General features: G+C 66.8%; 22 protein-coding genes and 1 pseudogene. 7 read left to right on the top strand and 16 right to left on the bottom strand.

Going from position 1 to position 21,746, the window contains the following annotated elements; genetic code table 11:
• Window positions 1-3 precede the first annotated feature (3 nt).
• The 12 genes from BM252_RS21610 to BM252_RS31160 all read right to left on the bottom strand — a co-directional run bounded on the left by BM252_RS21610 (window position 4) and on the right by BM252_RS31160 (window position 12,328).
• Window positions 4-216, bottom strand: a complete 213-nt coding sequence (locus BM252_RS21610; protein ID WP_093389751.1) for an MbtH family protein — start codon at window positions 214-216, stop codon at window positions 4-6.
• Window positions 217-233: 17 nt separating this feature from the next.
• Window positions 234-1,541: an enterochelin esterase gene (gene fes / locus BM252_RS21605; RefSeq protein WP_093389750.1), complete on the bottom strand. Its 1,308-nt coding sequence runs from the start codon at window positions 1,539-1,541 to the stop codon at window positions 234-236.
• The gene (locus tag BM252_RS21600; RefSeq protein ID WP_093389749.1) at window positions 1,538-3,145 is read right to left on the bottom strand and encodes a PepSY-associated TM helix domain-containing protein; all 1,608 of its coding nucleotides are present in this window, start codon (window positions 3,143-3,145) and stop codon (window positions 1,538-1,540) included. Before BM252_RS21600 ends, fes begins: the two co-directional genes overlap by 4 nt.
• Entirely contained in the window at window positions 3,142-3,447 is a 306-nt protein-coding gene (locus BM252_RS21595) for a hypothetical protein (protein WP_093389748.1), read from the bottom strand. The genes BM252_RS21600 and BM252_RS21595 overlap by 4 nt, the downstream gene beginning before the upstream one ends.
• Window positions 3,431-3,703: a hypothetical protein gene (locus BM252_RS21590; protein ID WP_139236663.1), complete on the bottom strand. Its 273-nt coding sequence runs from the start codon at window positions 3,701-3,703 to the stop codon at window positions 3,431-3,433. Before BM252_RS21590 ends, BM252_RS21595 begins: the two co-directional genes overlap by 17 nt.
• Window positions 3,704-3,752: 49 nt before the next feature.
• Entirely contained in the window at window positions 3,753-4,586 is an 834-nt protein-coding gene (gene dhbA / locus BM252_RS21585; protein ID WP_174900620.1) for a 2,3-dihydro-2,3-dihydroxybenzoate dehydrogenase, read from the bottom strand.
• A gap of 7 nt (window positions 4,587-4,593) precedes the next feature.
• A complete protein-coding gene (locus BM252_RS21580) occupies window positions 4,594-5,463 on the bottom strand; it encodes an isochorismatase (RefSeq protein ID WP_093389746.1) in 870 nt (289 codons plus the stop codon).
• Window positions 5,464-5,503: 40 nt separating this feature from the next.
• On the bottom strand, window positions 5,504-7,135 hold the full coding sequence (locus tag BM252_RS21575) for a (2,3-dihydroxybenzoyl)adenylate synthase (protein ID WP_093389745.1): 1,632 nt from the start codon (window positions 7,133-7,135) through the stop codon (window positions 5,504-5,506).
• Entirely contained in the window at window positions 7,132-8,415 is a 1,284-nt protein-coding gene (locus tag BM252_RS21570; RefSeq protein WP_093389744.1) for an isochorismate synthase, read from the bottom strand. Before BM252_RS21570 ends, BM252_RS21575 begins: the two co-directional genes overlap by 4 nt.
• 72 nt (window positions 8,416-8,487) lie before the next feature.
• On the bottom strand, window positions 8,488-10,422 hold the full coding sequence (locus BM252_RS21565; protein ID WP_174900619.1) for a TonB-dependent receptor plug domain-containing protein: 1,935 nt from the start codon (window positions 10,420-10,422) through the stop codon (window positions 8,488-8,490).
• Window positions 10,423-10,761: 339 nt separating this feature from the next.
• Complete coding sequence (locus BM252_RS21560; protein WP_093389742.1) at window positions 10,762-12,081, bottom strand: enoyl ACP reductase FabMG family protein; 1,320 nt, start codon at window positions 12,079-12,081, stop codon at window positions 10,762-10,764.
• Between the two features lie 79 nt (window positions 12,082-12,160).
• Window positions 12,161-12,328 (bottom strand): hypothetical protein, encoded by a 168-nt coding sequence (locus BM252_RS31160; protein WP_174900618.1) that lies wholly within the window; start codon window positions 12,326-12,328, stop codon window positions 12,161-12,163.
• 222 nt (window positions 12,329-12,550) lie between these two features.
• On the opposite strand from BM252_RS31160, the gene BM252_RS21555 reads away from it, so the two are divergent.
• On the top strand, window positions 12,551-12,793 hold the full coding sequence (locus BM252_RS21555; RefSeq protein WP_139236659.1) for a hypothetical protein: 243 nt from the start codon (window positions 12,551-12,553) through the stop codon (window positions 12,791-12,793).
• 108 nt (window positions 12,794-12,901) lie between these two features.
• Here the strand turns inward: BM252_RS21555 and BM252_RS21550 are convergent, their stop codons facing one another.
• Both BM252_RS21550 and BM252_RS21545 read right to left on the bottom strand, forming a co-directional pair.
• Window positions 12,902-13,195 carry a hypothetical protein gene (locus tag BM252_RS21550; RefSeq protein ID WP_093389740.1) on the bottom strand — a complete coding sequence of 98 codons (294 nt, stop codon included), beginning with the start codon at window positions 13,193-13,195 and terminating at the stop codon, window positions 12,902-12,904.
• 96 nt (window positions 13,196-13,291) lie between these two features.
• Complete coding sequence (locus BM252_RS21545; RefSeq protein ID WP_093389739.1) at window positions 13,292-14,050, bottom strand: 4'-phosphopantetheinyl transferase family protein; 759 nt, start codon at window positions 14,048-14,050, stop codon at window positions 13,292-13,294.
• 298 nt (window positions 14,051-14,348) lie between these two features.
• Here BM252_RS21545 and BM252_RS21540 point away from each other — a divergent pair, with 298 nt between their 5' ends.
• Window positions 14,349-14,918 carry a PRC-barrel domain-containing protein gene (locus BM252_RS21540; RefSeq protein WP_093389738.1) on the top strand — a complete coding sequence of 190 codons (570 nt, stop codon included), beginning with the start codon at window positions 14,349-14,351 and terminating at the stop codon, window positions 14,916-14,918.
• Between the two features lie 91 nt (window positions 14,919-15,009).
• On the opposite strand, the gene BM252_RS21535 is transcribed toward BM252_RS21540, so the two are convergent.
• Window positions 15,010-15,696 carry a DsbA family protein gene (locus BM252_RS21535; protein WP_093389737.1) on the bottom strand — a complete coding sequence of 229 codons (687 nt, stop codon included), beginning with the start codon at window positions 15,694-15,696 and terminating at the stop codon, window positions 15,010-15,012.
• Window positions 15,697-16,038: 342 nt separating this feature from the next.
• On the opposite strand from BM252_RS21535, the gene BM252_RS21530 reads away from it, so the two are divergent.
• The 5 genes from BM252_RS21530 to BM252_RS21510 all read left to right on the top strand — a co-directional run bounded on the left by BM252_RS21530 (window position 16,039) and on the right by BM252_RS21510 (window position 21,357).
• Complete coding sequence (locus BM252_RS21530; RefSeq protein ID WP_093389736.1) at window positions 16,039-16,500, top strand: hypothetical protein; 462 nt, start codon at window positions 16,039-16,041, stop codon at window positions 16,498-16,500.
• On the top strand, window positions 16,497-16,991 hold the full coding sequence (locus BM252_RS21525; RefSeq protein ID WP_093389735.1) for a tetratricopeptide repeat protein: 495 nt from the start codon (window positions 16,497-16,499) through the stop codon (window positions 16,989-16,991). The genes BM252_RS21530 and BM252_RS21525 overlap by 4 nt, the downstream gene beginning before the upstream one ends.
• Before the next feature lie 89 nt (window positions 16,992-17,080).
• A complete protein-coding gene (locus BM252_RS21520; RefSeq protein ID WP_139236657.1) occupies window positions 17,081-18,649 on the top strand; it encodes a hypothetical protein in 1,569 nt (522 codons plus the stop codon).
• Between the two features lie 19 nt (window positions 18,650-18,668).
• A complete protein-coding gene (locus BM252_RS21515) occupies window positions 18,669-20,678 on the top strand; it encodes a hypothetical protein (protein ID WP_093389733.1) in 2,010 nt (669 codons plus the stop codon).
• Window positions 20,679-20,691: 13 nt separating this feature from the next.
• Window positions 20,692-21,357, top strand: a complete 666-nt coding sequence (locus tag BM252_RS21510; RefSeq protein ID WP_093389732.1) for a hypothetical protein — start codon at window positions 20,692-20,694, stop codon at window positions 21,355-21,357.
• A 268-nt stretch (window positions 21,358-21,625) separates the two neighbouring features.
• Here BM252_RS21510 and BM252_RS30370 read toward each other — a convergent pair.
• A pseudogene (locus BM252_RS30370) lies at window positions 21,626-21,746 on the bottom strand (IS5/IS1182 family transposase); the annotation flags it as partial.

The raw sequence follows: 21,746 nt of genomic DNA, 5'->3' as shown, positions 1-21,746 counted from the left end.
CTCTCAGCGCGCTGCGCTAAACGGATTGATGCTCTTCCAGTGGCGCTCGACGAAGTCGATGCAGCTGCTGCGCGAGGCCGGGCCGAAGCGGGTCTCCCAGCCCTGCGGCCGCTCGGCGAACTCCGGCCACAGGCTGTACTGGTCTTGGGCGTTGCTCAATACGGTGAATTGCAGTTGTTCGTCGTCGAACGGGTTCAGATAGTTTTCGTGACTCATGATGTGGTCCTCTCGTCTCAGGTTCTTGAATTCAGTAGTTCGCCCAGGCCGGCCAGCAGGCCGTCACGCCAGCACAACCAGTCGTGCCCGCCGCGAAATTCGGCGTAGTCCACGGCGTGGCCGGCGCGCCGCAGCGCCGCCTGCATGGCACGGCTTTCGGCCGCCATGTCCGTCTCGTAGCAGCCCGCCTCCAGCTTGACCCGCAGCCGGCTCCCCGCGCCCAGGCCGCCGTTGACGGCGCGCGTCAGCCAGCCGCCGACGGCACTTTCGTCCGTGTTCTCGTCCGTGTTCTCGGCGGCGCCGGCGCAGCCGGGCTCGTCGGGTTGCGCCCACCAGAACGAACCGGACTGGCTCAGCACCATGCCGAAGCGCTCCGGCCAGCGCAGCGCCGCGTAGAGCGCCGCCAGGCCGCCAAAGCTCTGCCCCGCCACCAGCGTGTCGCCGGGCCGCTCGCTGAAAGGCTGCACAGCCCGCAACTGCGGCAGCAGCTCCTCCTGCAAGGCCAGCCAAAAATCGGCCTGGCAGGGCAGCTCCATGGCGCGCGTCGCCGGGTCCAGCGCGTCGACCAACAGGTACAGGGCGGGCGGCAACTCGCCGCGCGCCGTCATGGCGTCCAGCGGGCCGAACACCGACATATGCCGCGCCCAGTAGTGGCCGTCGAGCAGGATCACCAGCGGCAGCGCGGCACCGTGGATATCGGTATCGGTATCGGCGGCAGCCGGGCCGCTGCGGTACAGCCATACATCGCGCTCCCGCCCCAGCCGCGCGCTGCTCCAGCGTTGCGCCAGCAGCCGTCCCTGCGGCACAGCGTCGCGCGCCTCCCAGGCCGCGTGGCCCGGCGCCGCCGGCAAGCGCAGCGCGGACAGCGGCCCGCCCCAGCTGCCCTTGTGCGGCGTGTGGCGGTTCAGCGGATCGGCCTGCGCCATGCTCGCCATCAGGGCGATCCACCATTCCCGCAGCGTCGAGCGGGCCGCCGGCGCCGCCGGGGGCAGTTGCTCGCCGTTGGCCGGCATCAGGAAATAGCTGCCGCGCCAGTCGGCCGACAGTCGTGTTTGCCACAACCAGACGTCGCTGTGTCCGACCCGCGCCATGCTGGTCAGCGCGTCGGTGGGATGCGGCGTGTGCGAATACACGTCCAGATAGACACGCTGGCAGTCGGAACGGTCCGGGCCGCCATCCGGGTCGCGCCACAGGAAGCTCAGCTCGAACTGGCCGTCCGGCAGCGCGCGGCACAGCGGCGTGCCGGCTTGGCGCACCTCGCGCCACCAGGCCTCGCCGCCCAGGTCGGCCCGGCCGAGCAGATCGTCGGCCAGGCCCGCGCTCATGCCGGCACCGCCGACCAGACGCTGTCCACCGGACCGTGCAGCACGCGGCGCGCGGTCAGGCGGGCGCCGTACAGCAGCAGCGCGGCGCCGGCCAGCGCGGCGAAGTCGACGCCCAGCGTGGCGGCGCTGGTGTGCGCCCACAGGCCCAGCGACGGCAGCAGCGCGGCGACCAGCGAGGTCAGAGGAATCGCCAGCGAGGCCAGCGCGCACAGCTTGAGCAAGTCGACCGCGCCGCGCGCCGGGCCGCGCCAGAAGGCCCAGGCCACGGCGCCGAGGAAGACGCTGTAGTACACCGCCAGATAGGCCGAGTTGATGTTGGCGGCCGAGCCGTACAGCCATTTGCCGGCCACCATGGTCAGCAGCACGCCGGCCACCGAGCCGAGGCAGACGCCCAGCGTGGCCGAGGCCATGCGCATGGTGGTCAGCGTCTGGCGCGGCGGCGCCTGGTCGCGGATCTGGTTCTTGCGGCGCTTCTCCACCCACAGCAGATTGCCCGAATAGAACAGGAAGGCGCCGCTCAGGCCGAAGACGAAGTACACCCAGCGCATCATGTTGCCGCCGTAGCTGCCGAAGTGCAGCGCGAACAGCGGCGTCACCAGCGAACTCCAGGTGTCGGCGTGGCCCGGCAGCATGGTCTTGTTGGTCACCTCGCCGCTATACGGATTGATCATCACGTAGGCCGACTCCGGGCCGTGCACCAGGTGGCGCGGATTGACCACCGCCGCGCGTATCATCGGCCGTGGCCCGTCCAGGCCCATGAACAGCATCTCGCTGATGTGGAAGTCCGGCGCGGTCTGCTGCACCTTGGCGATCAGCGTGGTGGCCGGCAGCATCTCGCTGACCGAGTGCGGCACCGGCTTGCCGCCGCCGCGCTGGAACATCGGCGTGTCGCCGTAGACCACGTCCTGCAGGCTGTCGTAGAACTGGTCGTGGAAGGCAAACACGATCACCGTCACGCTGATGACGATGTGGAACGGCAGGCTGGCGATGCCGACGACGTTGTGCGCGTCGAGCCAGAAGCGCTTGCGGTTCTTCCCGGCGCGCAGCGCGAAGAAGTCCTTCACCAGCGTCGGCAGCAGCAGGACCACGCCCGACACCAGGGCCAGGAAGTACATCACGCCGGCCACGCCCATCAGGTAGATGCCGAGGTATTCGTCGCCCACCGTGCCGGGCACGCCGCCGGTGCGGTGCAGCATGTCGATCAGCTGGGCCAGCAGCGAGGGCAGCTCCTGCTGCGCCACCAGCTTGCCGTCGCCGTCCAGCGTGGCCTGCCAGCGCTTGGCCGACAGGTCGATCTCGCGGCCGCCCTCGTCGCCGCTCCAGCTGACCGGCGCGGCGACGTTCTCGTGCTGCTCCAGGTGCAGCGTGAAGCCCTTGCGCGCCGACGGGTGCTGCTCCAGCACCTGGCGCACCAGCGGGTCGAGCTGGGCCTGCGCCACCGGCCGCAGGGTCTGCGCCGGGCTGCTGATCCAGCGGTCCAGCGGCCCCTTGAACATGGTCAGCGCGCCGGCGAAAAAGCCGATGAACAGCAGCATGCCGGCACCGATGCCGACCCAGGTGTGCAGCGCTTGGTAGATGCGCAGGATGTCGCTACGAATTTTCATGTTGGAAGTCCACGGTACATAAACAGCACGGCATAGGCCAGCAGATTGGCGGCGCCCAGCCAGCCCAGCGCGCTCAAGCCGCTACGGAACAGATAGCTCAGGCTGAACACCATCATCCAGATCGGCGCGATCAACCACATCACGAACTGGTTCTTTTGCGGCGCGGCGATGCCGCCGGGGCCGGCCCAGGCGAACAGGCCGGCCAGCGCCAGCGCCAAGGTCCAACCCAGCACGCAACCGACCAGGGTCTTGCTCCACCAGTCGGGACGGATGGGCGCTTTCTTTTCAGGCTTGCTGTTCACGGCGCATCCTTTTGATCCACAGGGAGAAAAACGGCAGCACGCTGAAGGCCAGCATCAGCAGCATCAGCCAGCCGAACACGGCGGTGATGGCGCTGAAGGCGGCCAGGCCGCAACCCAGCGCCAGCAACAGCAGCGCGGCGCCGACGGCGCGCCACGGCGTGGCGGCCAACGGTTGCGCCAACCAGCCCTGGTGGCGGTGGCTCAGGTAGAGGATGGCGCAGGCCAGCCAGGTCAGAACGAAAAACAGTATGTGCACGGATGCCTCCATATTGAGATGTGAAAATGCGGCGGCCCGGGGCCGCCGCTCAGGCGGCCAAGGTTGCGCCGCCGTCCACCACCAGGTCCTGCATGGTGATGTGGCTGGCCAGGTCGGAGGCCAGGAACAGCACGGCGTTGGCCACCTCTTTGGCGGTGGCGATCTTTTTCAGCGGGATGCCCAGCTTGAACATGTCCGGCAGGCCGTCGATGGTGCGCTGCAGGCCGGCCGCGCCGGGCAGCATGGCGCGCAGCATCGGCGTGTCGGTCGAGCCGGGCGAGACCAGGTTGCAGCGCACGCCGAACTCGGCCAGCTCCAGCGCGGCGCAGTGGCTCAAGCTCACCAGCGCCGCCTTCGAGGCGCAGTAGGCGCCCATGTTCATGCGCGGCACGTGGGCCGCGTTCGACGCCACGCTGACGATGGCGCCGCCGCGCTGCGCCTTGAACTGCGGGATCAGCTCGCGCAGCAGGTAGAAGACGCCGCCGACATTGATGTCGAAGGTGCTCTTCCAGTCCTCCTCGCTGAGCGTCTCGAGCGCGCCCAGGCGCAGCACGCCGGCGGCGTTGACCAGCACGTCCAACCTCGGCGTCTCCAGCAGCAGTTGGCGGCAGGTCCGCTCGACCTGGCCACGGTCGGCGATGTCCAGCCGCGCCGTCTTGAACGGATAGCGCTTGCCCTGCCGGGTGCCCAGCTCGCTCTCGAAGTGGCGGTCGATGCCGACCACGCGCGCGCCGAGCTGGCGGAAGGCCAGCGCGATCTGGTGGCCGATGCCCTGCCCGGCGCCCGTCACCCAGACCTGCTTGCCCTCGAACTGCAGCAGCGGGCCGTGCTCCGGCCGCAGCGGATGGGTGCGCACCAGTTCGGCCGAGTCGTCCCGTTTCATGGTCCGCTCACGCCGCCTGCCGCTGCGCCAGCAAGTCCCACCACGCGTTCAGCGTCGGGGTCTTGGCCAGGTCGGCGAAGTTGACGTCCAGGCCGAGCTTCTTCCACTCGGCCACCAGGGCCATCACCTGCACCGAGTCGAGGCCGTAGTCCATCAGGTTGTCGTCCGGGTCGACCTCGCCCTCGGCCTCGTCGATGTGGCGCAGCAGCATCAGCTTGAGGCGCTCGCGCGTGAACGCCAACGCCGGCGCCGGCAGCAGGCTGGCGGTGTCGATCACCGCGCCGCAGCGGCCGGCCACGTAGTCCAGCGCCATGCGGTGCTCGCGCTCGGAGAAGTCGGCCACCGCGTCGGCCACCAGGAAGGCCTGGATGTCGCGCATGAAGGCGTCCAGCGCCGTGGTCAGGCAACCGATGTGGGCGTAGACGCCGACGATCAGCAACTGGTCGCGGCCCTGCTCGCGCATCATCTGCTCCAGCGGCGAGCGCTGGAAGGCGCTGTAGCGCCACTTGACCAGCACCGTGTCGTCGGCGTCCGGCGCCAGCGCCGCGTGCACCTGCTGCAGCGCCGGCTCGGCGCTGGTCAGGCCGGGACCCCACATGTCGTTGAGCAGGGCCCGTTCCTGCGGGCTTTGCTTGCTCGGCTGCGCGGTGTACACCACCGGCACGCCGCGCGACTTGGCCCACAGGCGGATCGCCGCGATGTTGTCGACCAGCTGGCGCAGCAGCGGATTGTCGGCGCCGTAGAAGCGCAGGAAGTAGTCCTGCATGTCGTGGATCAGCAGCACGGCCCGCTGCGGCTCGACCTGCCAGCGCACGCGGTTGACCGGCAGTTCGCCGGCCGGCGGCATGGTGTAGCTGGAAATGGCGGGAATGGACATGAATCTCTCTCAATCAAATCGTGTGAACGGCGAATTCAACTCAGGCGACGGCCGCCGCCGCGGTGTGCAGCTGGGCGCGCAGGGTTTGCTTGTCGGTCTTGCCGACGGCGGTCAGCGGCAGCCGGTCGAGGATCTGGAAGCGGTCCGGCAGCTTGAACTCGGCCACGCCCTGCTCGCGCAGGAACTTGCGCAGCGTGACCGGGCGCAGCGTGGCGTCGGACAGCACCACGCAGGCGCAGCTCTTCTCGCCGAGCAGCGCGTCGGGCACCGAGATCAGCGCCGCCTGGACGATGCCGGGATGCTTCAGCAGCAGGTTCTCCACCTCCTCGGCGGCGATCTTCTCGCCGCCCCGGTTGATCTGGTCCTTGACCCGGCCGACCACGCGCAGGTAGCCGTCGGCGCCGCGCTGCACCAGGTCGCCGGTGGCGTAGAAGCCGTCGGCGTCGAACACGCGGGCGTTGTGCTCGGGCGCGCGGTAGTAGCCGCGGAAGGTGTAGGGGCCGCGGGTGGTCAGCATGCCGCTGACGCCGTCGGCCACCGGCGCGCCGTCGAGGTCGACCACGCGCACCTCGTCGTCGGCGCTCATCGGGCAGCCCTGGGTGGTGTAGACGTGTTCGTCGCTGTCGCTCAGGCGGGTGTAGTTGACCAGGCCCTCGGCCATGCCGAACACCTGCTGCAGACGGCAGCCGAACTCCTCCGGCACGCGCCGCGCCAGCGCCTCGGCGAAGCTGGCGCCGCCCACCTGCAGCAGGCGCAGCGTGGCCAGCTGCGCGCGCCGGCCGGGCGCCGCCTGCAACCACAGCGCCACGGCCGACGGCACCAGCGCCGCCATCGTCACGCCGTGGCGGGCGATCAGCTCGAAGCAGCGCAACGGCTCGGGGTCCAGCGCCAGCACCACCGTGCCGCCGGCGTGGAACACGCCCAGCGCGCCTGGCGAGCTGAGCAGGAAATTGTGCGCCGCCGGCAGCGCGCAGAGGAAGCGCGTGGCCTCGTCCAGCCGGCAGATCTCGGCGCTGCGCCGCACGCTGTAGTGGTAGTCGTTGTGGGTGCGCGGGATCAGCTTGGGCGTGCCGGTGCTGCCGCCGGACAGCTGGAAGAAGGCCACCTCGGACGGCGCCGACGGCTGCGCCGGCATCGCCGGGGCGTCGCCGTCCGCGTCGATGGTCAACAGGGCGGACAGCTCGTCGGCATAGCCGTTGGCGCCCAGCACCAGCACCGTGTCCAGCGCCGGCGCCAGGCCGCGCAGCTCGCCGGCGAAGGCGCCGTCGCCGAACAGGCCGTGGCCGGCCGCCGCGATCAGCAGGCGCGGTTGCAGCTGCTCGGCGTAGGACGACAGCTCCAGCCGCTGGTGGCTGAACAGCGCGTTGACCGGCGCCACGCCGATCTTCAGCAGCGCGAAGAAGCTCACATAGAATTCGGCCACGTTGGGCAGTTGCACCAGGGCCGTGTCGCCGGCGCGCAGGCCGCGCGCCAGCAGCGCCTGGGCCAGCCGCTCGGCTTGGCGGTCCAGCTCGGCGTAGCTATAGCTGCGCTCGCCGCACAGGATGGCGACGGCGTCCGGCCGCAGCGCCACGTTGCGGCCCAGCACCTCGCCCAGCGAGAGGTCTTGCCAGTAGCCGCGTTCGCGGTAGCGGCGGGCGAACTCGGCCGGCCAGGGGGTGAAATCGATCATGCCAGCTCCTCGCTGCGTTGGGTGTGCACGGCGTTGGCGGCGGCGCTGGCGACGGTGGTGGTGGTCATGGTGGTGGCGGCGGGCGGCAATGTCACGCCGACCGCGTTGAGCATGGTTTGCAGCTTGGCCTGCGTCTCGGCCCACTCGGATTCCGGGCAGGAGTCGGCGACGATGCCGGCGCCGGCGAACAGTTGGATGCGCTTGTCCTGGATGCGGCCGCAACGGATCGTCACGGCCCACTCGCCGTTGCCCTCGCCGTCGCACCAGCCGACCATGCCGCTGAACATGCCACGCTCGAAGGGTTCGACCAGCTCGATCAATTTGCGCGCCAGGCGCGTCGGGTAGCCGCACACGGCGGGCGTCGGATGCAGGCGGCAGGCCAGCTGCAAGGCCGTCATGGCCGGGTCGGCCAGCTCGCCTTCGATGCGGGTCGACAGATGCCACATGGCGGCCGTGCTGAGCAGGGTCGGCTGCGGCGGCACGTCGAGCGCGCGGCACAGCGGCGCCAGCACCCGCTCGATGTCCTGGATCACCAGGCTGTGTTCATAGCCGTCCTTGCCGGACTGCAGCAGCGCGTTGCTGACCTGGAAGTCCAACTCGGCGTTGCCCTGTCGCTTGGCCGAACCGGCCAGCGGATTCGAATACAGACGGCCGCCCTCCGTGCGCACCAGCAACTCGGGGCTGGCGCCGACCAGCTCGGCGCCGTCCGCCAGCGGCAGGCGGAAGTGGTAGCCGCTGCTGTTTTGCGCCATCAGGCGGGCGAAGACCTGGGCGGCGTCGACCGGCGCCGCCAGCTCCAGCTCCAGCATGCGCGACAGCACCGCCTTGCGGATGTCGCTGAATTGGAAATTGGCCACGACCTGCTGCACCGCCTGCTTGAAGCGGGCCGCCTCGGGCACGCTGTGCGCGCTCAGCAAGGCCGGCATGGGCGCGGTCGGCCGGCTCGGTGCCGACTGCGCGTCGAGCGCGTCCATCGCCGCCAGCGTCTCGCGCGTGCTCATTTCGTAACGGTGGGGAATGGTCAGGTAGACCGGCTGGCTCAGGTCGAATGGAATCGCCCCCATGGCGATGGGCTTGGCCACGCCACGGTTGCGGGCGTGCTGCAGGGCCTCGGCGACAGCGCGCTGGAAGCGCGCGTCGCCCTGGCCGTCGGCGTCCACCGGCAGGCAGATGCGCTCGGCGACACCCTCGGCGCGAACGCAGCGGTGGGCCGACAAGAATTGCATGGTCGCCTGCGCGGACAGGCGGCCCTCTTCTCCGCTTGGTACTGATATCGTCATCACAATCCCTCCAATCAAAAAGGAATGCCCGACTGCTGGGCATTCCATCAGGCGATCAAACAAGCGCCGTGCTTAGAAGTTGTACGAGGCGCTCACGTAGTAGTTGCGGCCCAGTTCGAAGGAGAGGAAGTCCTTGCTCTTCTTCTCCAGGTCCACGTCGGTCAGGTTCTTGACACCGGTGCGCACGGTCAGCTTGTCGTTGACCTTGCCCGACAAGGCCAGATCGACGCGGGTGTAGGCCGGCAGGGTCTTGCCCTGGTAGATCTGCTCGCCGGTGTAGTGGGCCGACAGCGAGGTTTGCAGGCGGTCCATCGGCTTCCAGTTCAGGCTGACGTGGGCCATGTTCTTCGGCCGGTTCTCCAGCTTGACCTCTTTGCCGGTTTCGTCGGTATAGTCGGCCTTCAGGCGGGTGTAGTTGGCGCTCAGCGAGAAGGCCTTGTTCAGGTCGACGTCGCCCTGCACTTCCAGGCCGCTGGTCTTGGCCTTGGCCACGTTGACCCACTGGCGGCTGTTGGCCACGCCGTCATAGGTGGCGATGATCATGCTGTCGACATCGTTCTTGAAGACGGCGGCGGTCAGGTTCCAGTGCTGCTGGTGCAGCTCGACACCGAACTCGTAGTTGAGGCTCTTCTCCGGCTGCAGGTCGGGGTTGCCGCCCAGGTAGCAACTACCGCCGCAACTGATGACGCTGTACTCCTTGCTCAATTGATAGGCCTCCGGCGCCTTGAAGGCCTTGCTGACGCCGCCCTTGACGGTCACCGCGCTGCTCGCCTGGTAGGTCAGGTAGGCCTTCGGCGAGTAATGATTACCGAAGGAGTCGGCGTGGTCGGCGCGGCCGGCCAGGGTCAGGCTCAGGTCCTTGCTCAGCGCGATCTCGTCCTCGACGAACAGCGCCTGGTTGTTGGTCTTGTGCTGGCCGCTGACCAGGTAGGTCAGCGGGTCCTTGATCACCTGCTTGCGCAGGTCGACGCCGGCGCTGATCGCGTTGCTGCCCAGCGCGAAGTTGGCGTACATCTTGGCGTAGGTGTTCTCCTCTTTCAGCGTGCGCGTCTGCGGTGTCGGGTAACGGCTGTTGTAGTCGTCGATGGTGGCCTGCTCGCGGCTCACGTAGGCCGTGGTACTGCCCCAGTCCCATTCCGCCCGGTGCGTCAGGCCGAAGGTGTAGCGGGTCATTTCCTGGTCGCGGTAGTCGCGCGATTCCTTCTGGGTGCGCGGGTTCAGCGCGTAGTAGTACAGGCCGCGCGGACGCTTGTCGTTGTTGTAGCCCAGGTCGAGGTCGATGCTCTGCTTGTCGGACAACTGGTAGCTGAGAGTGGACACCAGGTTGCGCGTATTCTTTTCTTCCAGCCTCGGCGGCCGGGTGGTGTCGGCCGCCGAGGTGGCGTACCAGGCGTCGCGGTCCGAGGTTTCGCCGCTGATCGACAGGCTCAGACGGTCGTTGATGGCGCCCGAGGTGGAGGCGCCCAGGCGGTACTCGCTGCCCTCGTCGCCCGAGGCGATGCTGCGGTACTCGCCGCTGACGCTGCTCTTCCAATCCTTGGTCGGCGCCTTGGTGATGATGTTGACCACGCCGCCGATGGCGTCCGAGCCGTACAGCGCCGCCATCGGGCCGCGCACGATCTCGACGCGTTTGATGCTGCTCAAGGGGATCGAATTAAAGTCGAAGTCGCTGCCGCGCCACAGCGCGCCGCCGGACGACAGGCGCTTGCCGTTGACCAGCATCAAGGTGTACTTGCCGGCCAGGCCACGGATGATGATCTCGTCGCGGCCGGTGCCGTCGGCCAAGTTGCTCACGCCGACCGTTTCACGCAGCAGGTCGGCCAGGCTGTTGACCGGCGACTTGGCGATGTCCTCCGCCGTCACCACCGACATGAAGGCTGGCGCCGAGGCGATGGTGTGGGCGCGTAGCGTGGCCGTGACCACGACCTGCTCGACGTCCCCGCTCACGGCCGAGCTGGCCGCGTCCGCCGCGTAGACCGGTTGAAAACCAATACTTGCAATTGCCATCACCAACGTTTTTTTTGTAATAGACATCAACTCACCCAGTTGTTATTAAGTTACACGTTAAAATGCGAATGATACTGATTCTCATTCACTAATGCAATAAGATATTTGCAAAGTTGATATGCATCAATAATGGAGATGCCGCAGGGGGAGGCAGAACTGCGCATTTTCAGCGCATGGGGAGGAGGTTTACACGTGTTTTGGCGCGTCTTCCGGGCGATTTTCGACCAACGCCAAACGCGGACGAGACGCGCTGCGGCGCAGCATGGCCGGCCGAAACGACAACGGGCGCGCGTTTCGCAACGCGCGCCCGTTTTCAAACGCTTGCCGAGGGCAAGCCGCTTAGTTGTTGTGCACCGAGTTCAGCTGGCGGGCGATGATGTCGTGGTTGAGCCAGATCACCGGTGCGCGCGGCGCCGACATCTCGTGGAACATCAACGGTCCCGTGCCTTCCAGCACCAGCGAGCTCAAATGGTCGGTGATCAGCGCCTCGCGGGTCTTGTGCAGCTTGGTGATGCTGTCCGAGGTGCCGATCATGACCTCGGCCAGCTCCGGCGTGTTGTCCATCGGCCAGGCGGCGAAGTTGCGGAACAGGACGCTAGTGGCGTCGCCGTTGTAGGCGGCGATGCGGTCGAGCAAGTCCTGCAAGGACACGCCATCTTCCAGCAAGCTCTGGCAAACCTCCCACTGCTGCTGGCTCCAGGCGGTGCCGCCCTCCTTCTTCAGCGCGTTCAACAGGGGGAACAGCGACAGCTCGACGCCGGCGAAGATATCCGAGGAGTTGGTGCGGATTTCCGGGCAGTTGAACACGCTGGCCTTGACACCCTTGGCCCAGGCGCCCTTGGCGACGTCCTCCAGGCGCATCTTGGCGCGGCCCTGGGTGTAGTTGCTGTAGGTCTGCCACTGGTACTTGTCGTCGATCAAGATCTCGGTGCCGTGGTAGCCGTAGGCGCTGTAGCGCGCCTGGCCGCCCTGCTGTTCCAGGCGGGCGCGGATGGCGGCGCTGCCGTCGATCAGATGTTGGAAGGTGTTGGCGGTGACTTCGTCGAAGTTCATCAAGATCAGCTTGCCCAGGTCGCTGTCGAGCAGCGCGCGCGAGGACATGAAGCGCTCGCCGCGCCCCTTGTAGATGCGGTTGGCGATGGCCAGGAAGACCTTGACCTTGGGAATGCCGCCGGCCATCGTGTGGGCGAAATACACATTGCTGCCGTCGGGGATCAGGCTGTCCAGCTCGGCCATGGCCTTGGCCACCGAGGCGCTGAAGCGCGCCGTGCCGGCGGCGCGGCAGCGCTCGATTTGCGCCCAGTCCAGCTTGTCCTCTTGCCAGCTCTTCAGGGTCATGCCGGCCAGCAGCGCGGTCGGGGTCGGCTCGCCGTCCGGCGCGTCCAGATCGAAACCGGCCATCAGCGGCACGTTGATGACGCGGCCGCCCAGATTGGCCTCGGCCGTCGCCAATTCCTCGGCGTCGAGCGGACGCAGTTGCTGGTTCTCGTCGCGGCGACCCACCGTCATGCCGACGATGTTCATGCCCGCCTTGCGCGCCTCATCCAGCAGGCCGTTGACGTAGCCACGGCCGAACAACTCGCCGAACAGGACGAAGGTGTCGCCCTTGCGGAAGATGTTTTCTTTTGGAATGTCTCGTAAGGACGTGATCTCGGTCATAGTATTCAATTCGTTCAAAAATTAACAAAAAAATCGGCTAACGCCTCGTCGACTGCTGGTCCAACAGCGCAGCCGCTAATTATGCGCCATTTTGGAGCAGAAACACATGGGGGACGTGAGCTTCGGCAAGTTTGAATGAGGAAATATCCGCTGTTGTATTTGCGGTGCCGAGCTTGCCGCCGCTTGCGCCGATGTGCGTCGACACAACGATGCGCAGGTCCGCCCGAGCAATCCGTTTCGATGTCATGCATCAAATTCAGTTCCGGCACTAAGCCGATGAATCTAAACGACAGTTTGTCCGCGCGTCGCGCAGCGCATCGGCGCCGCCGCGACAGGCCGCAAATTCCGCGCCAAAAAGCGATCAATATTTATCTTTTATTTTTACGCGCAGGCCTATTTTCAGGCTCTGCCGACAGTGCTATCTTGGTGACGTCAAGCCGTTGATCTCTCACTTGAAAGAGCAGCCAGCATGCAAGCATTCACCCACACTTTGCCGCCCTCGCTACAGCAGCTGCTGCAAGAATGCCCGCTGCCGGGCAAGGCCCCGTTGGAGATCCACGGCGCCAGCGCGCTCGGCTACGAGCCCGGCGACAACTACCTGTTCCAGGGCTACCGCTACGTGCTCGACGCCGAGCGCGACGTGCTGGTGCGCGAGGATGTCGACAGTTGGATTATTTCCCATCGCAAAGTAATTACCTGCGAGTCGAATTGATCGGCATCAAACAAAGCCTTATTGACATTGGGCTTCTTCACTTTACACAAAAAATAGCGGCCCGGGCTTCCAGTCCCGGGCCGCTTTCATTTATACCACTCTAGCCGATCAGAAGCTGCTGGAGATGCCGGCGTAGATGGTTCGGCGCGCACCATATTGAGGCGCGCCGACGCCGACACCGGAACCGTCGCGCAACGGATAGGAACGGTCGAACACGTTCATCAATGCCAGGCGTCCATCAATGTTGCCGAGCGGCGCGTTCCTCCATCCATGCGTCAAACCCGGCGCGCCCGGCGCCTCGATCAAGTGGCGGTCGAGCGAATACACGGTGGTGCCGATCTTCGGCGACAGCTCGATGCGCTCGTTCTTCAGGAGGGCGGCGGCGACTTCGACGGTGGTCATTGGCACCGGGGCGGACGCGGCGGCGCTCGACGCGGCGGCAGCTCGTCGGCCAGCACGCCGCACACGGCGCAGTGGTGCTGGCCGATGCTGAAGCGCTTACCAAACGAACAGGCTGGCGACATGGGCCGCGCCCAGCACGCGGCACTCGACGGTGACGCTCTGGCCGAGCTGGAATTGCGGGCTCAGCGTCTCGGCCAGCGCGAAGCGCAAGCTGCCGGCGTCCAAGTCCAGCCGCGCCAGCTCGATGGCGTTGAAATCGAAGAGGCGCCCCACCGCGCCGAAGGCGCCCTTGTAGAAACTCTCCTTGGCGGAGAACACCAGCGTCAGCAGGCGTTCGCGCGCCATCTCGCGTTCAAAGCCGCGCAGGTAGGCCAGTTCCCGCGCCGACACCACCAGGCCCGGCATGGCCTCGGCGGCGGCGCGGTCGGCCCACTCCTCGATGTCCAGACCGATGCCGCCGCAGCGCGCCGCGTCGGCCACCACGGCCGCCGCCAGCGTCTTGCTGTGGCTGATGCTGCCGACCACGCCGGCCGGCCACAGCGGCTCGCGCTGCGCACCGACGCCGACCTCGCCGACGCCGTGCCCGGCGGACAAGTCGCCCGCCGCGGCGAGCGCGCCCAGCGCCTGACGCGCGCACAGGCGGCCGTGGAAATACTCGGCCTGGCGCTTGCGCACGCTGCCGGCGATCTGCGCCGGACAGGCCAGCCCGGCCTCGGCAAAGCGCCCGGCCGCGAAGGTGGCGCTGTCGAAGCGCGCCAACACCAGCGGCAACACCACGCCGTCCGCCGCGCGGCGCCAGTCCAGCCCGAACGGCTGGCCGGCCGGCGCGTGGTCGACGATGTCGTGGCGGCGCATGCTATTTGATGCGGAAAATCACGGCGACCACCAACTGCTTGAACATGGGAGCTCCAACGTGGAAAGGGAGGGGAATTCTATGTTGATAAATTAACATCCGTCAAGCGGAGGCCATATGTTCCCCGGGAACTAAACTTTATCCTACAGCGGCACTGCGCGTGCACCGATGGCAAAAAGACAGCACTGTGAGCATGATGTCTACACCCGCCGCACGCATGGCAACGGCAAGCAAGGACTAGCCGGCCATCCTGCGACGGGACTGTTTCAACGAGGAACACCACCAGCAAAGGAGAACAAGATGAGCTATTCGGACCGTGACACCTTCGGCATCTACCGCGACCGCGACGACGAGGGCCCGGGACCGCGCCTGATGGGTGCCGACACCCTGATCGGCGAGGATGTCTACAACCAGCAGGAGGAGGATCTGGGCGACATCAAGGAGATCATGCTGGACATGCAGAGCGGCCAGATCGCCTACGCCGTGCTGTCCTTCGGCGGCTGGTTGGGCATGGGCGACAAGCTGTTCGCCGTGCCATGGCAAAGCCTGCAACTGGACACCACCAACCAACGCTTCCTGCTCGACGTGTCCAAGGAGCGCCTGAAAGCCGCCCCCGGCTTCAACAAGGACGACTGGCCGGACATGGCCAGCAACGAGTTCAGCAGCAGCATCCACGGCTTCTACGGCACCCAGCAGAACTTGGCCGGCCGCGTCACCTCGACCGGCAGCGTGATGGGCCAAAGCAGCGGCTCGCTGCAAAGCGGCACCCAGCAAAGCGGCAGCCAAGGCGGCACGCAAAGCCAGGGCGGCGGGCTGAGCCAGAGCGGCACCCTGTCGGGCAGCAAGACCGACCAGTCCGACAAGTACTAAACCATCGTTGCAACACGGGCGGGGCGGGCGACGCGTAGGCGGCGCCCGCCCCGTTCCGTTTGGCGTGGCGTGGCCGCGCCCGGTCCGCCGCCTAGGCCGACAGCGGCAGCGCCTGCCCCAGTCGCTGTATCGTCGCCACCAGCGCCGGCAGGCCGCCGTGCAGGGCCTCGCCCGACAAACCATGCTGCCGCCCCGCCACGCTGACCAGCAGTTGCGGCACGCCGGAGCGGCCCAGGCGGCGCATGGCGTCCCGCGTGGCGGCGACGCGGCGCGCGGTGGCTTGCCGCAGCGCCCCATCGCCGCGCAGCCGCTCGGCGAACTCGGCCGCGTCGACGGCGATGCCGCACTCGGCCGCCACTTGCGCCGCGATGGCGCCCAGCACCGCCGGCCGCGCCGTGTCGCGCCCGTCGACATAGCGGGCCAACTGGATCGCCTGCAGGTAGCGCCATTCCAGGTCGGCGTCCAGCTCGCGCAGCGCGGTCAGCGCATGGTTGGCCGGGCCGGAGTCGAAGCGCACGCCGGCGCCGCCCAGCACCTGCTCGCGGTAGGCGCTGGTGAAGCGCTGGCCGGTCAGCTGCTCGATGCGCTGGTCGTTGCGCCAGGCGTAGTCGGCCCAGTCGGCCGACAGCTCGCGCGCGCCCTCGTCGGCGAACAGGCCGGACGGCATGAACTCCAGCGAGTCCGGAAAGGCCAGGGCCAGGCCGGCGATGGCCGGCGCGCTGGCATAGCACCAGCCGCACAGTGGATCGAAAAAGTAATGCAGGCGCAGGGTGTTCATCAGTCGGGCTCCTCGAATTGGGCAACAATGCAATGCAGCGAGTGTAGCGAGCTCGGGGCGCGGGAAAAACCGCGCCCCGGTTGACTGTTTGTTGCATAGATCGAGCATATCAGTATGATTGTGTCGATTTCCGCACGACGATTGGCATCGCCATACCCGTTCTTTTTTCTCCCTAGCATAGAAAACACCGCGCGCCACCATTCAAACCAGCCTGGTGGCGAAATAATATTAGATAAAACTTTACACAATATTAACAAATTGCATTACTAGTAAATAAAATTTGCGCCGGATTCATAATGTGAGCTAATATCGCGACATTGCAAATTAGAAACAAAGTCCTCCATGCGTTCTGTTTCCGCCGTCGCCGCACTGTTTTCCGCCGCCCTGCTTTGCGCTTGCGCCACCCCGCCCGAAGCCCCCTACAATCCACAAAACCTGAACGACACGCCGGACCTGTCGGCCTTCCACACGGTCGAACTGAGCCCCAACGCCGGCGGCAAACGCGAGGTCCTCGAGGCCCGCTACGTCGCCGACGGCGCCCATCTGGCCGTGTTCAACGCCGTCGCCGGCGGCCCCGAGCGGCTGTATGTGCAGGCCGAGGAATGCCGCAATTCGGACGACCCGGACTGCCCGCGCCGCTTCGCCCTGACCGGCAACCTGAGCGCCTACGGCTCCACGCTGAAGTGCTACATCCAGGTGCGCAACGACAGCAACAGCGGCTACACCGGCCAGGCGCTGCAGGGTCTGTGCCAGGACAAGTTCAGCCGCTCCTACTCCATCACCATCTCGAAAAACTTCCGATGAAAAAACTCGTCCTGACCACGGCGGTCGCCGCCGCCATGCTGCTGTCCGCCTGCGACAGCGGCCCCTTCGCCAGCGCCGAGGCGATCCGCACCCGCGCCACCCAAAACCTGACGCAGAAAAACTTCACCGAGGCGGCCAAAACCGCCGAGGAGCTGATCAAGAAAACCCCGGACGCCTACGACGGCTATTATCTGGCGGCCCAGGCCCGCGCCCAATTGGGCGATAAGAACGCCGCGCTGGCGGCATTGGAATCGGCCATCAAAAAGGGGCTGAAGGACGATAAAGAGATCGTCAGCAACGCCAATCTGCAACCGCTGCTGAATATGGCCGCGTTCACCGAGTTAATGGACAGCTCCTTCCCCAAACGCGAAAAGACGATACTCTCGGCCGGCGGTAGCAACGCAGCCGGCGGCGCCGTCGGCATCAGCGAGACCAAGGACAAGACTGTGATCCGCGCCGGCGACATCGTCGTCGAACTGCCAAAAGACTAAGCCTCCCCCTCCCAAAAAAATCGCGCCTCGGCCCGGCCGAGCAAGGACAAACTATGCATAACGTATTGAAAAAGGCCATTTGCGTGGCCGTGGGTACACTCGCGCTCGCCGCCGGCGCCAACGCCGCTCCGACCGACGATTCCGTCATCGGCGAGGGCCGCGCCCCGCTGGGCGCCGGCAACGCCGCCGCCATCCGTGGCGCCGCCAAGCAGGAGGCCGTGCGCGACGCCGTGCTCAAGGCCATCAAGGACGCCACCGCCCTCGACGCCAGCGAGGAGCGCTTCGCCCCCATCGTCGCCGAGGTGTCCAAGCAGATGCGCGACATCCGCGTCACCTCCGAGGAATCGGTGGGCGGCGAGTTCGTCACCCGCGTCGCCGTCAACGTCGACCGCAAGCAGATCAAGAACGCCATCCGTGGCACCGACCTTGACAAGCTGAACGACCGCTCCTTCGGCATCCTGATGCTGGTCGACGAGTTCCTCACCAGCACGCGCGACCTGCGCATGCCGCTCGAAGAGCTGGTCGAGATGAAATACGACGCCGGCTCGTCCTTCCGCGACAAGTCGATCCGCGCCTCCTCGGCCAGCGCCTCGGCCAACTCGGCGGTTGGCTACAGCGCCAGCGTCAACGCCAGCCAGGCCTCGGCGAGCAAGGTCAACGGCAGCTCGCAGACCGCCGTCGCGGCCCGCTCGGGCGACGAGTCCTTCGCCGCCGGCAACCGCAGCAACGTGTCGGGCAGCCAGTCCTCGGCCGCCGCCCTGTCGGCCAAGGAAAACTACGCCGCCGCCTCGAATTCCAAGTCGGCCAGCGCCTCGATCAACGCGCGCAACGTCGCCGCCTCCAGCCACGAGACGGCCAGCTACAAGAAACTGGTCAAGTACCAGGACACCTCCAAGCCGACCAGCCGTCCGCTGTTCCTCAACGAGTTCTCCGGCAAGCTGCGCGACTACGATCTGCGCCTGCTCGACTCGAGCATGGCCAAGGGCAAGTTCTTCGGCGACAAGCCGATCAACCTGGCCATGCTGTCGGACAGCGTGCAGATGACCAAGTTCACCGAATTCGCCCGCAGCAAGGCCAACGCCGACTTCCTGATGGTCGGCTCGGCCACCGTGATTTCCGGCGACTTCAACCCGTCCACCGGCGACATGGGCTGCGTCGTCAACGCCGAGGTCAAGACCTACGCCACCGCCGGCGGCGAGCTGATCGCCTCGATGGCCGAGAGCACCCAGGCCAGCGGCGCCAACATCGAAGCCTGCGCCGCCACCGCGACGCAAAAGGTGGCGCGCATGATGGCGCCCTCCTTCGCCTCGTCGACCTTGGGCTACTGGGCCGACCGCGCCGCCCGCGGCCGCCAATACACCGTCGAATTCAAGGGCGCCAACCTGACGCTGCCGATGCGCATGGCCTTCTCCAAGGCGCTGCGCGACATCGACGGCGTCGGCGCCATCGAGAAGAAATCGGACGGCCCAGAAGGCGTCACCCTGACCCTGACCCTGAAGGGCAAGGGCGACGCGATGGAAGCCGTCTACGGCGCCGTCGCCGGCCAGGCCGCCTTCGCCGGCAAGGAGCTCGACGGCAAGGCCGAGGGCGAACTGCTGACCCTGTGCCTGACCAAGTGCGGCGGCGCCGAGCCGAAAGCCAAGACCAAGAAGCAATAAGCGCGCGATGAAAACCCCCATGCTCAATCTTAACGTCAGCCGCCTGCTGGCCGCGCTGGCCCTGGCCGGCCTGGCCGGCCAGGCCGCCGCCAGCGCCGACGCCATGGTCTTCCCCGTCGCCGGCGTGTTCTGGAACGCCGGCAACACGGCGATCGACCAACGCTTCATGCAAAGCCAGGACATCGGCCAGCTGAAGCAGCAGGTCAAGGCGACGCTGGAGGCGGCCTTCGCCGGCCGCATCCGCGCGCTGACCAAGCAGTCGGCCGCCAACACCTTCGCCGTCTCCTTCCACCTGACGCGCATGGCCGCCTACTACGCCCCCAAGGCCGACGGCAACTACGAGCTGATGACCCCGGTCACCGGCAGCGTCTACTTCACCAACGTCGCCACCGGCGAGATCCTGTTCACCACCACCAGCACCAACGCGGCGGCGGCCCTGCTGCCGGCCGCGGTGCTGACCAGCGGCGGCAAGCAGGCCGAGGAGGACAAGCTGTACGCCAAGTCGCTGGCCGCGCTGATCGCCCAGCTGGGCAAGCAGGCCGGCGCCGACTTCCAGCCGAAGACCATCGAAACCACCGTCACCGGCCAGCAGAACGGCCTGTTGCTGCTGTCGAGCGGCTACCGCCAGGGCATCCAGTCCGGCGACAGCCTGGACGACGACCAGTCGCAGAACATAAAGGTGGTCTACGCCGCCGCCGACTACGCCGTCGCCCGCATCGGCCTGGCCGACGCCATCGGCACCGGCGCGCGCTTCCACAAGTTCGTCGTCGGCAAGATCGACGGCCGCCTGCGCCCGCGCGCCACCGTGGTGATGGACCAGGTGCCGGAAGGCTTCTCGGCCGACTACCTGACCCAGCTGTTCTCCGAGGAACTGGCCGCCAAGGCGCCGCTGACCATGGTGCAGGTCAACCCCAGCTTCGCCGGCCTGCTGCGCGCGGTGGTGCAGAACGCCGACCTGAGCAGCAGCACCACCAGCCAGCGCGACACGCCCGACCTGATCGTGCGCCTGCGCGTGAGCGACCCGATCCAGCACGAGACCAACACCAACCTGGGCTTCCAGACCAAGCGCGGCGTCCAGGCCAAGGCCTACGCCGAACTGATCGACACCAGCGGCCGCGTGCTGTTCGCCGCCGCCGGCCACGACGCCCAGACCATCGACGTGGTGCGCGGCCTCGACCTGGCGCCGCAGGCGCGGCGCGAGATCGCCATCAAGAACGCCCTGCTGGCCCTGGCGCAAAAGATGGGCGAGATGGCCGAGGGCCAGCCCGACACGGCCACCGTCAAGCGCGCCGACGCCGACGGCGTGCTGGTTGCCACGCCGAACCAGGTCTACGCCAACAAGGCACCCGGCTACGTGCTGCACCCGACCCAGTTCAACATCGGCGGCAAGAGCCGCAGCGTGCTGTTCCCCGTCTACGAGGCGGTGGCCGGCGCGCGCAACGGCGCCGACACGGCGCTGGCCACCCTGCTGCCGCTGGGCAAGGGCCAACCGGCCGTGCAGGCCGGCGACGTGTTCGAGGCGCTGCGCCTGGGCACCGCGCCCAAGTCCGCCACCGCCTTCACGCTGTGCCCGGACGCCGAGAGCCTCGGTTCCGTCAAGACGCCCGACTTCGAAAACGTCAGCTCGGTCGCCCTGGCGCGCGCCATGCCCGGCCCCTACTACGCCCCCGAGGTGCGCCAGATCGCCGACGCCACCATCCACGCCGGCAGCGGCTTCAGCGCCGCCATCAAGTGGGACGTGCCGACGGTGGCCCTGTGCGTGCAGCCGGTGCAGCGGGTCGACGCCGGCGCCGAGGAATGCGGCGACACCTGCCAACGCGCCATGACGGCGCGCTACACCCTGCGCCAGCGCAAGGACGGCGCCGTCGTCGCCAAGCAGGGCCTGGAAGGCAACTTCAAAAGCACCGGCTACCAAAAATCCAGCCGCGCCGGCGACGTGAGCAAGCTGATCCTGCAGGACGTGCTCGACGAGGCCGACAAGCTGATGGGCACGCTCGCAACAAAAATCGTTTTACCCACCACCAACTGAAGAAGGCGACACCATGAATTTCCGCACCACCGTACAAACCGCAGCCATCGTTCTGATCCTCGGCGCCAGCGCCGGCGCCCAAGCCGGCCTGGGCGGCCTGTCGCTGCCTAGCCTGGGCGGTTCGAGCGGCGCCAGCGTCGACGTCGACGGCTTCCTGAAAAACGCCGGCATCGCCGAAACCCTGATGCGCAGCTCGCTCGACCAGATGGTCTCGTCGCTGGCCTCGAAGGAAGAGATCGCCAAGATCGACGCGCTGAAAAAACAAGCCAGCGAAAAAACCGACGCCAAGGAAAAAGGCGCGATCGAACAAGAGATCGTCAAGTCGCAGGCCGCCCTGCTCAACGCCAAGGACTTCGACAAGGTCGCCAACGAAGACATCAAGAAGATGGACGCCAAGCAGAAGCAGAAGCTGGCCGGCGCCGCCTCCAACTTCATCCTGGCAGCGCTGAAGGACAAGGAACTGGTCGGCCAATCGTCGGGCGTCATCAGCGGTTTGACCGGCAACCCGGCCAACCTGTCGAAACTGGGCACCGTCAAGGACGCCGCCGGCAGCCTGAAAAACCAGCTGGAACTGGCCGCCAACCTGATCACCAAAGTACCTAAGGTCTTCAGCGCCGTCGGCGTGAAAAACCCACCGACCAAGGCGTCGGACGCGCCAGTCGCCACCACGGGCGACTAAGTCTGGCCGAAGGGCGCCCGCTGCAAGCTCAGCGGCGCGGCCTGCGGATGAAAAATCGGCGGCTCAGCGACATGCTGAGCCGCCGATTTTTTTCGGGTTCATTCAAATGAACTGCCGCTCCGCCCCATCTCGGACCTTCGCACCTATTGCCAAAAATAGGCCCGAGGGGGAAACGCGTTCATAGCTCATTCCACGCTTGGTCTACTTCTTTCACTGGCGTTGTTGCATAAATCGAGTCTAACTGGGACTTTCCCCTTCCCCCATGAATTTACGCGATACGGACGGACTGAGGGCGTGCCAGCGAGGTCATGCGATTGAGCACGCCCGCGCGGATGGCTACCTCGGTGGCCTGCGCGCCAACCGTGCGGGCCGCCAGGTTCCTGCCGGTG

The organism is Rugamonas rubra (assembly GCF_900114705.1).
In the GTDB taxonomy this organism is placed as follows: Bacteria; Pseudomonadota; Gammaproteobacteria; order Burkholderiales; family Burkholderiaceae_D; genus Rugamonas; species Rugamonas rubra.
This window is presented reverse-complemented; position numbering and strand designations above follow the sequence as displayed.